The organism is Pseudomonas sp. SWI7 (genome assembly GCF_006351945.1).
In the GTDB taxonomy this organism is placed as follows: Bacteria; Pseudomonadota; Gammaproteobacteria; order Pseudomonadales; family Pseudomonadaceae; genus Aquipseudomonas; species Aquipseudomonas fulva.
Genome location: NZ_CP040930.1, coordinates 3020068 through 3032893, shown reverse-complemented (window position 1 = coordinate 3032893; position 12826 = coordinate 3020068). Strand labels below are relative to the sequence as shown.

Annotated in this window: 13 protein-coding genes; 8 read left to right on the top strand and 5 right to left on the bottom strand. The window is 63.0% G+C overall.

Features of this window, described 5'->3' with window-relative positions:
- Positions 1–112 precede the first annotated feature (112 nt).
- Positions 113–1000: a tRNA glutamyl-Q(34) synthetase GluQRS gene (gene gluQRS, locus FH041_RS13945; RefSeq protein WP_028687816.1), complete on the bottom strand. Its 888-nt coding sequence runs from the start codon at positions 998–1000 to the stop codon at positions 113–115.
- Between the two features lie 63 nt (positions 1001–1063).
- On the bottom strand, positions 1064–1510 hold the full coding sequence (gene dksA / locus FH041_RS13940) for an RNA polymerase-binding protein DksA (protein WP_023533176.1): 447 nt from the start codon (positions 1508–1510) through the stop codon (positions 1064–1066).
- Between the two features lie 210 nt (positions 1511–1720).
- On the opposite strand from dksA, the gene FH041_RS13935 reads away from it, so the two are divergent.
- Positions 1721–2893, top strand: a complete 1173-nt coding sequence (locus tag FH041_RS13935) for a pyridoxal phosphate-dependent aminotransferase (protein ID WP_049696577.1) — start codon at positions 1721–1723, stop codon at positions 2891–2893.
- Positions 2893–3606: a DNA/RNA nuclease SfsA gene (gene sfsA / locus FH041_RS13930; RefSeq protein ID WP_088523496.1), complete on the top strand. Its 714-nt coding sequence runs from the start codon at positions 2893–2895 to the stop codon at positions 3604–3606. Before FH041_RS13935 ends, sfsA begins: the two co-directional genes overlap by 1 nt.
- Here sfsA and FH041_RS13925 read toward each other — a convergent pair.
- Complete coding sequence (locus FH041_RS13925) at positions 3596–3913, bottom strand: Rieske 2Fe-2S domain-containing protein (RefSeq protein ID WP_049696576.1); 318 nt, start codon at positions 3911–3913, stop codon at positions 3596–3598. The two genes, sfsA and FH041_RS13925, sit on opposite strands and share 11 nt — an antisense overlap.
- A gap of 150 nt (positions 3914–4063) precedes the next feature.
- Between FH041_RS13925 and FH041_RS13920 the strand changes: the two genes are divergently transcribed.
- The 3 genes from FH041_RS13920 to FH041_RS13910 are packed head-to-tail and all read left to right on the top strand — an operon-like array spanning position 4064 to position 6749.
- Positions 4064–4948: a hemin ABC transporter substrate-binding protein gene (locus tag FH041_RS13920; protein WP_049696575.1), complete on the top strand. Its 885-nt coding sequence runs from the start codon at positions 4064–4066 to the stop codon at positions 4946–4948.
- A gap of 50 nt (positions 4949–4998) precedes the next feature.
- Entirely contained in the window at positions 4999–5982 is a 984-nt protein-coding gene (locus FH041_RS13915) for an iron ABC transporter permease (protein WP_176417790.1), read from the top strand.
- Complete coding sequence (locus FH041_RS13910; protein ID WP_049696573.1) at positions 5982–6749, top strand: heme ABC transporter ATP-binding protein; 768 nt, start codon at positions 5982–5984, stop codon at positions 6747–6749. The genes FH041_RS13915 and FH041_RS13910 overlap by 1 nt, the downstream gene beginning before the upstream one ends.
- Before the next feature lie 189 nt (positions 6750–6938).
- Here FH041_RS13910 and FH041_RS13905 read toward each other — a convergent pair whose 3' ends face one another.
- Both FH041_RS13905 and FH041_RS13900 read right to left on the bottom strand, forming a co-directional pair.
- Positions 6939–7241, bottom strand: coding sequence for a TfoX/Sxy family protein (locus FH041_RS13905; protein ID WP_027915389.1), 303 nt, complete (start codon positions 7239–7241; stop codon positions 6939–6941).
- 138 nt (positions 7242–7379) lie between these two features.
- Complete coding sequence (locus FH041_RS13900) at positions 7380–8942, bottom strand: bifunctional aminoglycoside phosphotransferase/ATP-binding protein (RefSeq protein WP_049696572.1); 1563 nt, start codon at positions 8940–8942, stop codon at positions 7380–7382.
- Positions 8943–9057: 115 nt separating this feature from the next.
- Here FH041_RS13900 and mrcB point away from each other — a divergent pair, with 115 nt between their 5' ends.
- Genes mrcB through FH041_RS13885 form a run of 3 tightly spaced genes read left to right on the top strand, consistent with a single transcriptional unit; the run spans position 9058 to position 12518 of the window.
- The gene (gene mrcB / locus FH041_RS13895) at positions 9058–11379 is read left to right on the top strand and encodes a penicillin-binding protein 1B (RefSeq protein ID WP_028687825.1); all 2322 of its coding nucleotides are present in this window, start codon (positions 9058–9060) and stop codon (positions 11377–11379) included.
- A gap of 27 nt (positions 11380–11406) precedes the next feature.
- Positions 11407–12186, top strand: coding sequence for a tetratricopeptide repeat protein (locus FH041_RS13890; RefSeq protein ID WP_027915386.1), 780 nt, complete (start codon positions 11407–11409; stop codon positions 12184–12186).
- 38 nt (positions 12187–12224) lie between these two features.
- Positions 12225–12518 (top strand): YqcC family protein, encoded by a 294-nt coding sequence (locus tag FH041_RS13885; protein WP_049696753.1) that lies wholly within the window; start codon positions 12225–12227, stop codon positions 12516–12518.
- Positions 12519–12826: the final 308 nt, after the last annotated feature.

Here is a 12826-nt window from a genome sequence, read left to right as displayed (position 1 = left end):
TCTATTATTGGCGCATATGGCGTGGCGGATGCTAGCGGGAATCGGCAGCGTTGGCCAAGGGTTTGAATTTCATGGCCTTTTGATTCAGGTTGGCGGGTTATCGAAACCCGGCCTAGCGCAAGTCGGCCTCAGGGACCGTGGTGCGCTGGGCAATGCGTTCGGGCCGCCACTGCGCACGTGCCAGGGCCAGCACTTCGGCCGGGGTGGCGCTTGCGAGCTGCGCGGGCGTGTCCTGGCCCAGTGCCCTGAGCGCGCGCAGCAGCAGCGGGGTAGCCTGGTCGGCCTGCAAGGGCGGGGAGCGGTACGACTTGCCCAGCTTGTGGCCGTCAGGCTGGACGATCAGCGGGACATGCAGGTAGCGCGGCTGCGTGAAGCCGAGCAACTCCTGCAGGTACAGTTGACGGGGAGTGTTGTCGAGCAAGTCGGCGCCGCGCACGATGTCGGTGATGCCTTGCCAGGCGTCATCGAGCACCACCGCCAACTGATAGGCATAGAGCCCGTCGCGGCGCTGAATGACGAAGTCGCCGACGTCGCGGCCCAGGTGCTGCTCGTACTCACCTTGAACCCGGTCGGTGAAGCGGTAGGTCAGCTCCGGTACCCGGATACGAATCGCCGCACCTTCGCGGGCGTGCCCGGCGTTGCGACAAAAGCCGGGGTAGATGCCGCCGTACGCTTCCAGCTGCTTGCGCGAACAGGTGCAGGCGTATGCCAGGCCCATGTTGAACAGGCGGTCGACCACGCTGGCATAAACATCAAAGCGCAGGCTCTGGAAAGCCACTTCGCCATCCCATTCCAGGCCGTAGCGCTCCAGGGTTTGCAGGATGGCATCGCGCGCGCCGGGCATTTCCCGTGGCGGGTCGGTGTCCTCCATGCGCAGCAGCCAACGCCCGCCCACGGCTCGGGCGTCCAGCCAGGACGCCAGGGCGGCTACCAGGGAGCCAAAATGCAGGAAACCGCTGGGGGTGGGGGCAAAGCGGCCGATGTAACGGGACTGGGTCATGATCGGGCAGGGCATATAAATGAAGCGGGGCGCATGATGCGCCCCGTTTGGAGAAGAAGACGATCAGCCTTTGCCGACGGTCTTTTCTTTCTTCTCGGCAATTTCCTTGCAGTCAAAGCACAGGTCGGCGGTAGGACGGGCCTCCAGACGGCGCAAGCCAATCTCGATCCCGCAGGAATCGCACCAGCCGTATTCTTCGTCCTGAATCTTTTGCAGGGTCTTGTCGATTTTCTTGATCAGCTTGCGCTCGCGGTCGCGGTTGCGCAGCTCGAGGGCGAATTCTTCTTCCTGGCTGGCACGGTCGGCCGGGTCGGGGAAGTTCGCCGCTTCGTCCTTCATGTGGTCCACGGTGCGGTCCACGCTCTGCATGAGCTCGCCTTTCCAGGCATTGAGAAGCTTGGTGAAGTGCTTCTTCATGGGCTCACCCATGTATTCTTCGCCCTTGGTCTCTTGATAGGGCTCGACACCGTACATGGTTTGACCGGTTTTTTGCTTTTCTACGGTGGACATGAATAGACCGCCTCTCACTCATCTGATCCTATGCGCAGGATGCTCCATCTCCGGCGACCGCCGGCCCTGCGACTGCGAGCCGCCGAACTTACCAGATAGATCGGGGGTGCGCTAGCCCGCCCGATCCTGCTTACTGACACCGGCGCGAACCGTACGTTCGATTGCGCGCAAGGGTAGAATCCCAAGTTTAGACCCGATTGAGAGAAGGACATGGCCCAACCCTACAGTGCGCGCAGTCGCGCCATCGAACCCTTCCATGTCATGGCGCTGCTGGCGCGTGCCAATGAGCTGCAGGCAGCCGGGCATGACGTGATCCACCTCGAGATCGGCGAGCCGGACTTCACCACGGCGGCGCCCATCGTTGCCGCTGGGCAAGCCGCGCTTGCCGAAGGCCACACCCGGTACACGGCCGCCCGTGGTCTGCCGGCACTGCGCCAGGCAATCGCCGGTTTCTATGGTCAGCGCTACGGCCTTGACGTCGATCCGGAGCGCATCCTGATCACGCCAGGTGGTTCCGGGGCGCTGCTGCTGGCCAGCAGCCTGCTGGTCGATCCCGGCAAGCATTGGTTGCTGGCCGACCCGGGCTACCCGTGCAATCGCCACTTCTTGCGCCTGGTCGAGGGCGGGGCGCAGTTGGTGCCCGTAGGGCCTGAGGTGAACTATCAGCTCGATGCAGAGCTGGTGCATAAACACTGGAATGCCGATACGGTCGGCGCCTTGGTGGCATCACCTGCCAACCCGACGGGGACGGTGCTGGGGCGCGAGGCGTTGGCCAGCCTTGCCCAAGCCACGCGCGCCCGCGCCGGTCACCTGGTCGTGGACGAGATCTACCACGGCCTGACCTATGGCATGGACGCGCCCAGCGTGCTCGAGGTGGACGATTCGGCGTTTGTGCTAAATAGCTTTTCCAAATATTTCGGCATGACCGGTTGGCGCCTGGGTTGGTTGGTGGCACCCGAAGATGCGGTGGCTGACCTTGAGAAATTGGCGCAAAACCTCTACATCAGCGCACCCAGCATGGCCCAGCACGCCGCGCTGGCCTGCTTCCAGCCGGAGGCGCTCGGGATCTTCGAGGCGCGCCGGGCAGAATTTGCCAAACGCCGTGATTACCTGCTGCCAGCCCTGCGCAGCCTGGGTTTCAAAATCGCCGTGGAGCCCCAGGGCGCGTTTTATCTGTACGCCGATATCAGCGCATTCGGGGGTGATGCCTTCGGCTTCTGCCGACATTTCCTGGAAACCGAGCACGTGGCGTTTACCCCTGGGCTGGACTTTGGTCGCCACCTGGCCGGCCATCATGTGCGCTTCGCCTACACCCAAAGCCTGCCGCGCCTGGAGCAAGCGGTCCAGCGGATTGCCCGTGGCCTGCAGAGCTGGCAGGGCTGATGCGCTTTTCTCCTGCCCTTGAACAAGGTCGGCTGCTGCGCCGGTACAAGCGCTTTCTGGCCGACATCGAACTGGCCACTGGCGAGCAGCTGACCATCCATTGCCCCAACACCGGCTCCATGCTCAATTGCATGCGCGAGGGTGGCCTGGTGTGGTTCAGTCGCTCAAGTGACCCGAAACGCAAACTGCCAGGCACCTGGGAAATCAGCGAAACCCCGCAAGGTAGGCTGGCGTGCGTCAACACCGGCCGCGCCAACGCATTGGTGGAGGAGGCGCTGCGGGCGGGGATCATCACCGAAATGGCAGGTTTCACTGCACTCAAGCGGGAGGTGGCCTACGGTGAAGAAGGCAGTCGCATCGATTTTCGTCTGGAATTCGACGGTGCACCGGCTTACGTGGAAGTGAAAAGCGTAACCCTGGGTTACGCCGACAGCACCACGGCGGCGTTTCCGGACGCCGTCACCCAGCGCGGTGCCAAGCACCTGCGCGAGCTGGCCAAGCTGGCGCGTCAAGGCATACGCGCGGTTCAGCTGTATTGCGTGAACCTGACGGGAATCGAGGCCGTACGACCGGCCGATGAGATCGACATGGCCTATGCCCAAGCGCTGAAGGTGGCGGCGGCCGAGGGGGTCGAAGTGCTGGCCTATGGGACCCGGCTGGATGCCGAGGGCATCGTCATTGACCGGCGCCTGCCGGTGATCCTCACGCCTTGAGCCAGATGCCCTGACTGTCTTCGAGGCAGTCCAGGGCCTGCAACGACTCGCCTTCGCAAGGCCCGGACACACATTCGCCCGTCTCGATCAAAAAGAGTGCGCCGTGGTGGCTACAGTGAATAAGGCTGTTGCTGTCGTCCAGAAAACGTTCCTGCGGCCCGTTCAATGCAATGCCACGGTGCGGGCAGCGGTTGCGGTAGAGGTAGACGCTGCCTTGGCGGCGAACGCCGAGCAGGAGAACGCCGTCTACATCGAACGGGCGGCTCTGGCCTTCGGGCAAGCTGTGGGAGGGGCAAAGAAAGTGCATGGCAGGCCTGACTCTTGGAACGGTGGTCGACTTGACGCGTCAATGCGAACAATTATCAAATGGCTGTCATTCGCTGCGCCTGGCGTTGCATGGTGCGCAGTTCTGCCGCCTGCTACAAGGTGTGGGGGCCAATCCAATAAAGGAAATCCAATGATGCGTCGCCTTGCCGCCGTGCTTGTTCTTGCCGCCTGCCCACTGCTCTGCACCAAGGCCCTGGCAGCCGAACAGTCAAGCCGTTGGGTCAGTGCTGGCGGTGCCTTGAGCGAGTGGGTGGTCGCGTTGGGCGCTGAGCGGCGGTTGGTCGGCGTCGATACCACCAGCCAACATCCAGCCTCCTTGAAAGCACTGCCCAGTATTGGTTATCAGCGCCAGTTGTCCGCCGAAGGCATTCTGAGCCTGCGCCCTGACAGGTTGATAGGTACGGATGAAATGGGCCCACCGCCGGTGTTGGCACAGATCACCAGGGCCGGCGTGCCCGTCGAGGTGTTCTCCAGCCAGCCCGATATCGATGCCCTCGGGCAGACCCTCAAGCGCCTGGGCGAGCTGCTTGGGGCCCAGGCGCAGGCCGCACGTGCGACTGAAGACTTTCGCCATCAGCTCGATGAACTGCACGACAAGGTACGCCAGGCACAAGCCGAGCAGCCCGCGCCCGGCGTGGTGTTGCTCGTGGGGCATGCCGGTGCCAAGCCGCTGTTGGCAGGTACCGGCACGGCAGGGGATTGGGTCTTGCAGCAGGCCGGGGGGCGTAACCTTGCAACCCATCAGGGCTACAAGGACTTTTCCAGCGAGGCGCTCGCGGCGCTGGACCCGGACGTCATCGTGTTCTCGGACCGCGTGCTCACCGATCAAGCAGCCTTGCAGGCACTGTTGAAGGAAAACCCTGCACTGGCCGCCTCGCGTGCAGTGCACGATCAGCGCCTGGTTCAGCTTGACCCGACCTTGCTGGTCGGTGGGCTGGGGCCGCGCTTGCCAGCCACGCTTAGGGTGCTGGCCGCTGCGTTCTATCCGTCGGCCACTATCCGCTTCGCGCCATGAGGCCACGGGTTCGACCGCGAACGTTGTTCATCTGGCTGGGCTGTGCATGCGTGCTCGCCATCCTGCTTTCCTTGTCGCTGGGGCCCGTGAGTCTGCCGCTGACCGATACCCTGCAGGCCAGCTTGCGGCTTTTGGGTGTACCGCTTGCAGCAGAGGGTTTGCAGCAGGCGCAGATGATCATTGGTCAGATCCGCCTCCCGCGAACGCTGCTGGGGCTGGCTGTGGGCGCGGTGCTGGCCTTGTCGGGGGTGGCCATGCAGGGGTTGTTTCGCAACCCGCTGGCAGACCCTGGGCTGGTAGGCGTGGCGGCCGGTGCGGCGGTTGGCGCCGCAGTCGCGATCGTTGGGAGTCAATGGCTGGGTAACATACCCGAGGGTTTGTCACCGTATCTGTTGTCGCTGTGTGCGTTTCTAGGCGGACTGGGTGTGACCGCGCTGGTATACCGGCTAGGCAGGCGCGACGGGCAGACCAATGTGGCCACCATGCTGCTGGCCGGGGTGGCCATGACCGCACTGGGCGGCGCGACCGTGGGGCTCTTCAGCTACCTGGCAGATGACGCCATCCTGCGCACCTTGACGTTCTGGAACCTGGGCAGCCTCAATGGCGCAAGTTACGCGCGGATCTGGCCTCTGCTGCTGGTCGCGACGGGCGTTTCGCTCTGGCTACCTCGCCGGGCGAGGGCGCTCAACGTGCTGATGCTGGGGGAGTCCGAAGCCCGCCATCTGGGTATCGACGTCGAGCGCTTGAAGCGCGAGTTGGTGTTCTGCACGGCATTGGGTGTCGGGGCGGCGGTGGCCGCAGCGGGCTTGATCGGTTTCATCGGCCTGGTGGTTCCGCATTTGGTGCGAATGCTGGCCGGCCCTGACCACCGGGTGGTATTACCTGCCTCCTTGTTGGCAGGTGGCGCCTTGATGCTGATGGCCGATCTGGTGGCGCGGCTGCTGCTGGCCCCTGCCGAGCTTCCCATTGGTATCGTCACCGCTTTCATTGGCGCGCCGTTTTTCCTGTACCTGCTGATCCGAGGGCGCGCGTGATGCTGCAAACCGAAGGCCTCTACCTGCGCCGTGGTCAACAGGACGTTCTGCGGGGTATCGATCTGCAGCTACCGCCTGGGCAGATCGTCGGTGTATTGGGGCCGAATGGTGCGGGCAAAAGCAGTCTGTTGGGAGCGCTCAGTGGCGAACTCGTGCCTGCGCAGGGGCGAGTGACACTGCAAGGGCGACCGCTGTCGGGCTGGGCCGGCCCCGAGCGCGCGCAGCGATTGGCGGTGTTGCCACAGGTGGCCAGCCTCGGTTTTGCGTTCCAGGTGCAGGACGTTGTGGGGATGGGGCGCATGCCGCATGCCACAGGGCGCCTGCGTGACGCACAGATTGTGGAGGCGGCATTGCAGGCAGCAGATGCAGCCCACCTTGCACGGCGCAGTTACCTGGCGCTGTCGGGTGGCGAGCGCCAGCGGGTGCACCTGGCACGGGTGATGGCGCAGTTGTGGCCGGGCGAAGAGGGCGTGACGTTGTTGCTCGACGAGCCCACCTCCATGCTCGACCCGCTGCACCAGCACACGACCCTGGAGGCGGTGCGTCGTTTCGCAGATCGTGGCGCTGCCGTTTTGCTCATTCTGCATGACCTTAACCTGGCAGCGCGGTTCTGTGACCAGATCCTGTTGCTGGAACAGGGGCGCAGTTACGCCTTGGCCAGCCCTGCCGGTGTGCTCACCCCAGAGGCGCTCAAGGCTGTCTTCGGAATCGATGTCATCGTGCAGGCGCACCCTGAGCGTGGGCATCCGTTGGTCATCGCCCGCTGAAAGAGAAGCAGGCGTGTTCATGACGTCGGTCGGGTACTCGACCTGAACAGCCAGGCAAAAAAAGACCCGGCAAAGTGCCGGGTCAATAACCGTGATTAGCCTGATGAGGAGATAATCTGAGAGTCCGAACCAAGGGCCCTGAGGTTATCCAACCAGTCTCGCGACCAGTTGTGATAATCATAACGATTCTCATTCATGGGTCAATAGCTTATTACACTTTATTTTTGCCTCGCGCCGAGTGGCGGCTTCCAGCAGCTCGAGCAGTGCCGTCTTGCGCGGGTGCGGCAGCGCTCTCCAGGCAACATCCAGCAGGGCGCCTTCGATGGCGAACAGCAGTACCTTGGTAGCGCGAAAACCGCGAGCCTTCACCGTCAAGTAGGCCTGGACTGCGCCAAGGCGGCGCAGATCCGACGGGGTTTGCACGCCGGCGGCCTTAAGCCACTGGACTGACGTCTTGCCAAGGTTTTTCAGGCATTGCAGATCCTCGGTCATCACGCCTCCTTGCGATGGTTGAGGAAAGAGCGCATGGCGCTGGAGCAAGTGTAGCGGGGCCCTACACGTGCGCGGCCTTTTGACAAGGCCGCAGGTCGGAGGCGCGTCGCTTGAAACGGCGTCTTGCCGCTTCAGGTATCAGAGCCCTGGCAGGCGCTGACGGATTTGCTCGATGACATGGTCCATGCTGCTGCTCGCCTGGGTGTCTACCGGCGTGCTCAAGGCGACTTCCTCGGCAGCCAACGGCTCACGGCTTGCCTGTTGGGCCTGAACGACCTCCAGGGTGGCATCCGACGGATCCTGGTTCTGCGCCTGGCGTTGCTGCAGCCAGCTGCTGATCACGGCATCCGGGGCATGGCAATCGAGGATCAGGAAGGGGACGCCTGTTTGGCTCGCGACGTCGGCGGCGGCTTGGCGCTGTGCATGCTTGAGGTAGGTGGCGTCGAGTACCACCGGCAAGCCTGCCCGCAGCACGGTACCTGCAATCTGGTGAAGGCGCTCGTAAGTGGCTGCACTGGCCTCTTGGTCGTAGATGCCTGCGCTCAACTGGCCTGTCGTGTCTTGCGCCTGTTCGCCGAACAGACGTTTGCGTTCCACATCCGAGCGCACGCGCACGGCGCCCAGCGCTTCGACCAGACGCATGGCGACATGGCTCTTGCCGACTGCCGAAACCCCATGGGTAATGGCCAGCAGGCGTGAAGGAATGGCGCTGTAGCTTTCTGCGAGATTGGCGTAGTTGCGGTAGGTACGCAGGGTCGTGGCCTTCTGTACGCCATCGGCGTCGGCAGGCATGCTGAACAGCGCGACCTTGGCACGCACCAGGGCGCGGTAGGCCTTGTAGAAGTTGAGCAACTCCAGCCCTTCATAGTCGCCGGTCAGTTCCAGGTACTGGCTGATGAAACGCCGGGCCAGGCACTTGAGCCCGCGGTCCTCGAGGTCCATGGCCAGGAAGCCGGTATCGGCATAGACGTCGGTCAGGCGGAAGGGCTCATTGAATTCGATGCAATCGAAGATCACCACCTGGCCATCGATCAGGGTCGCGTTGCCCAGGTGAATGTCGCCGTGGCATTCGCGAATGAAACCTTCGGCCTTGCGGCGTTCGAGCAGCCCATGCAAGCGGTCGAAACTGCTGCGCGCCCAAGCTTGCAGGGCGTCGAGCTGTTGCAGGTCGGCCTTGTCGCTCAGAAACGGACGGATCTGTTCGAAGTTCTGCTCCACCGGTGCCATCACGCTTTCTGGCGTACCCAGCGGGTGCTCCACCGGCACGCGAGGCGCCTGCATGTGGAACTCGGCGATCTGGCGGGCCATCTGGTCGACATGGGCAGCGGTCAGCTCACCGTTGGCCTGGAGAGTTGACAGCATCTGTCCCTGTGGGAATTGGCGCATTTTCAAGGCGAATTCGATGGCCTGGCCCTCTCCACCGATCTGCGGGGCGTCGGCGGTGCCGGTGATTGGCAGTACCTCCAGGTACAGACCGTCGGTCAGGCGCTGATTCAGGCGCAGTTCTTCGTTGCAGAAGTGCTGGCGCTGATCCAGGTGGGTGAAGTCGAGGAAGCCGAAGTTCATCGGCTTCTTGATCTTGTAGGCATACTCACCCGTGAGCAATACCCAGGAGATATGCGTCTCGATGAGGTGGAACCCATCCACGGGGTGGGGGTACAGGGCAGGGTTCTGCAACGCAGTGATGAGGGCTTGGCTCACGGGAAATCCTTCCGGGGGCAGGGAATTCGAATCGGCCATTATGGTCAATGGTGCCGTCCCTGCCTACCGCCGGGCCGCCTGCCCAGCCTCAGTAAAGTGCGTATAATCCGCCGCCATGACTCGATCTCGAAATTCCCGTACCCCCAAAAAACGCCCGACCGGCCGCTCCCGTGCCTGGCTGGGCTGGGCTTTGAAGCTCAGCCTGGTCGGCTTGGTGATCATCGCTGGCTTCGCGGTCTACCTCGATGCCGTCGTGCAGGAAAAGTTTTCCGGCAAGCGCTGGACTATCCCCGCCAAGGTGTATGCCAGGCCGCTGGAGCTGTTCACCGGCCAGAAACTGAGCAAGAACGACTTCCTCACCGAACTCGACGCGCTGGGTTATCGCCGTGAAAGTGCCGCCAATGGGCCAGGCGCGGCAGCGGTGAACGGCAACACGGTGGACCTCAATACACGTGGGTTCCAGTTCTATGAGGGCATGGAGCCTGCCCAGTTCGTCCGTGTACGGTTCTCCGGTGATTACGTGGCGGGACTGGCGGGCGCCGACGGCAAGGCCTTGGATGTGGTGCGGCTGGAGCCGCTGATGATCGGCGGCATCTACCCCAAGAACCTGGAGGATCGCATCCTGATCAAGATCGACCAGGTGCCCAAGTACCTGCTCGAAACCCTTGTGGCCACCGAAGACCGCGATTTCTACAGTCACTTGGGCGTGTCGCCCAAATCCATCGCCCGGGCCATGTGGGTCAATACCTCGTCCGGATCGATGCGCCAGGGTGGCAGTACCCTGACCCAGCAGTTGGTCAAGAACTTCTACCTCACCAGTGAGCGCAGCCTGAGCCGCAAGCTGACCGAGGCGATGATGGCGGTATTGCTGGAACTGCATTACGACAAGCGCGAAATCCTGGAGGCCTACCTTAACGAGGTGTTCGTCGGCCAGGACGGTCAGCGTGCCGTGCACGGTTTCGGCCTGGCCAGCCAGTTCTTCTTCAGCCAGCCGTTGTCCGAGCTCAAGCTGCATCAAATTGCGTTGCTGGTCGGCATGGTCAAGGGCCCGTCCTACTACAACCCGCGCCGTTACCCGGAACGTGCGTTGGCCAGGCGTAACCTGGTACTGGACCTGGTCGCCGAGCAGGGTGTGGCCAGCCAGGCCGAAGTGGATGCGGCGAAGAAGATGCCGCTGGGCGTCACCAAGCGCGGCAGTCTGGCCGACAGTTCGTTCCCGGCCTTCCTCGACCTGGTCAAGCGCCAGCTGCGTCAGGACTACCGCGACGAAGACTTGACCGAAGAAGGGCTGCGCATTTTCACCAGCTTCGACCCGATCCTGCAGATGAAAGCCGAAACTTCGATGAACGAGACGTTCAAGCGCCTGGCCGGGCGCAAGGGCGCCGACGAGGTGGAATCGGCGATGGTCGTGACCAACCCGGAGACCGGCGAGGTGCAGGCACTGATCGGCAGCCGCCAGTCGGGCTTTGCCGGCTTCAACCGAGCCATCGATGCCGTGCGCCCGATTGGTTCCCTGGTCAAGCCGGCGGTGTACCTGACGGCCCTCGAGCAGCCGAGCAAGTACACCCTGACCAGCTGGGTGCAGGACGAACCGTTCTCGGTCAAGGCTGCCAACGGACAGGTATGGCGCCCGCAGAACTACGACAGGCGTTCGCACGGCACCATCTACCTGTACCAGGGGCTGGCGCACTCGTACAACCTCTCCACCGCCAAGCTCGGCCTGGAAGTGGGTGTGCCGAACGTGATCAAGACCATCGGGCGCCTGGGTGTGGATGTGGACTGGCCGGCGTTCCCATCGATGTTGCTGGGTGCAGGCGGGATGTCGCCGATGCAGGTCGCGACCATGTACCAGACCCTGGCCAACGGCGGCTTCAACACGCCGATGCGCGGTATTCGCAGTGTACTGACAGCCGAAGGCGAACCGCTCAAGCGCTACCCGTTCCAGATCCAGCAGACGTTCGACCCGGCGGCCATCTACCTGGTCCAGAACGCCATGCAGCGGGTCATGCGTGAAGGCACCGGGCGCTCGGTATACAACACCTTGCCGCGCACCCTCACCCTGGCGGGCAAGACCGGTACCAGCAACGATTCACGTGACAGCTGGTTCTCAGGCTTCAGCCAGGACCTGCTGGCAGTGGTCTGGATGGGCCGCGACGACAACGGTAAAACGCCCTTCACCGGCGCTACCGGCGCGCTGCAGGTGTGGACCAGCTTCATGAAAAAAGCCGACCCACTGCCGCTCGACATGCCCCAGCCCGACAACGTTGTGCAGGCCTGGATCGATCCGTACAGCGGCCAGGGGTCTGACAGCAGCTGTCCGGGCGCCGTGCAGATGCCGTATATTCGCGGGAGTGAACCGCCTGCCGGCGCGACCTGTGGCGGCGAGCAGAATCCAGCTGAATCGGTCATGGACTGGGTCAAGGGCTGGATGAATTAAGCACAGGCTGCATTGAAGAGGTGTGACGTGAACAAGTGGCTGTTTCCTGCCGTGACGGCGCTGGTGGTGCTCCAGGGGTGCTCCAGCGTGCCTCGCGGCAATATACCGGTGGTCGACTCCAGTACCCGCGTGTCCAACAGCGAGCGCGTCACGGCCAAGCGCCAGGCCCCTGGCATCAACGCCGGCACGCCCCAGGCGCAGACCCTGCCGGAGGATTCCGGCGTCACGGTGATGATTCCCCAGGGGGCCGGGGCGTCCGGCATCCAGACGTTCCCTGCTGGCAATGGCGCGGCGCCTATCAGCACGACGCCGATCACCACCGAGCCGGTTAACGCCCAACCGATTACCACTGACCCTAACCCCATTGCCGACGAGCCTTTCGATATCGCGTCAATGAACAGCGCATCGGCCCCCAAGGCCAACAGCGCGCCTACCGGCATTCCGCGTAGCGGCGCTGGCGGCGGGTTGTCCGCTGACGAACAGCTCGATGGGCCGGTGCTGGCACTGCTGACCACCGCCCAGACGCAGCAGGGCAGCGGCGATTTCAACGGCGCGGCGTCGAGCCTGGAGCGGGCCCAGCGGATCGCACCGCGCGAGCCGCAGGTGCTCTACCGGTTGGCGCAGGTAAGGCTGTCCCAGGGCGACGCCCCGCAGGCCGAGCAGTTGGCGCGCCGTGCGCTGACCTATGCCAATGGTCGTCCGAGCTTGCAGGCCGAGTTGTGGAATACGATCGCCCAGGCGCGTGAAAAGCAAGGCGACAGTGCCGGGGCAGCGCAGGCACGGCAAAAGGCACGGGTGAGCTCGTGACGGTGGAACCGCGGGTACTGGCCATTGCCGATCACCTGATGCTGATCGAGCGTGAGTTGCAGGTGCAAGGTTGGTGGGACGACGAGGCGCCTGACGACGATGCCCTGGAGAGCACGGTGCCCTTTGCGGTCGACACCTTGCGTTTCGAGCAGTGGCTGCAGTGGATTTTTCTGCCGCGCATGAAGATCATCATCGAGTTGGGTCATCCATTGCCCAATGCGTCGGGGATCCTCACCATGGCTGAAACCGTGTTCGTGAACCGCCCGGACCAGAGCCGGGAGCTGCGCCGACTGTTGGCAGCATTCGACCAATTGATCGCCCCGACCGCCTGATTTCTTCCAATTTTCCTTCAAGGGCCGCAGATTGTGGCCCTTTTTTATGGAAATCTTAATTTTCCTGCTGCTTTAGTGATTTTTAGTGGTGCCAGGAATTCATCTTGGCTGAAAATTGGCAATAATTTTTCTTGACTTGTCGCCGCCAAATCACAAGAATCCAACTTCCGCTGTAGTGGGACTGCCAGAAGCAGACCCGCTAAGCAGATCATGAGGCGCACACCCGCGCCGACCTGTTACACCCCGCAACGCGTTACCTCGCGCTGGGTGGGAAACCCCCGCAACACTCTGGGGAGCTCCCAATACTT

What these genes read in the sequence shown, in the direction of transcription:
- sfsA (WP_088523496.1), top strand. Translation starts at nt 2,893, where the DNA reads ATGCGCTTTTCTCCTGCCCTTGAACAAGGTCGGCTGCTGCGCCGGTAC.
- FH041_RS13920 (WP_049696575.1), top strand. Translation starts at nt 4,064, where the DNA reads ATGATGCGTCGCCTTGCCGCCGTGCTTGTTCTTGCCGCCTGCCCACTG.
- gluQRS (WP_028687816.1), bottom strand. Translation starts at nt 1,000, where the DNA reads ATGACCCAGTCCCGTTACATCGGCCGCTTTGCCCCCACCCCCAGCGGT.
- FH041_RS13935 (WP_049696577.1), top strand. Translation starts at nt 1,721, where the DNA reads ATGGCCCAACCCTACAGTGCGCGCAGTCGCGCCATCGAACCCTTCCAT.
- FH041_RS13885 (WP_049696753.1), top strand. Translation starts at nt 12,225, where the DNA reads ATGCTGATCGAGCGTGAGTTGCAGGTGCAAGGTTGGTGGGACGACGAG.
- dksA (WP_023533176.1), bottom strand. Translation starts at nt 1,510, where the DNA reads ATGTCCACCGTAGAAAAGCAAAAAACCGGTCAAACCATGTACGGTGTC.
- mrcB (WP_028687825.1), top strand. Translation starts at nt 9,058, where the DNA reads ATGACTCGATCTCGAAATTCCCGTACCCCCAAAAAACGCCCGACCGGC.
- FH041_RS13910 (WP_049696573.1), top strand. Translation starts at nt 5,982, where the DNA reads ATGCTGCAAACCGAAGGCCTCTACCTGCGCCGTGGTCAACAGGACGTT.
- FH041_RS13905 (WP_027915389.1), bottom strand. Translation starts at nt 7,241, where the DNA reads ATGACCGAGGATCTGCAATGCCTGAAAAACCTTGGCAAGACGTCAGTC.
- FH041_RS13925 (WP_049696576.1), bottom strand. Translation starts at nt 3,913, where the DNA reads ATGCACTTTCTTTGCCCCTCCCACAGCTTGCCCGAAGGCCAGAGCCGC.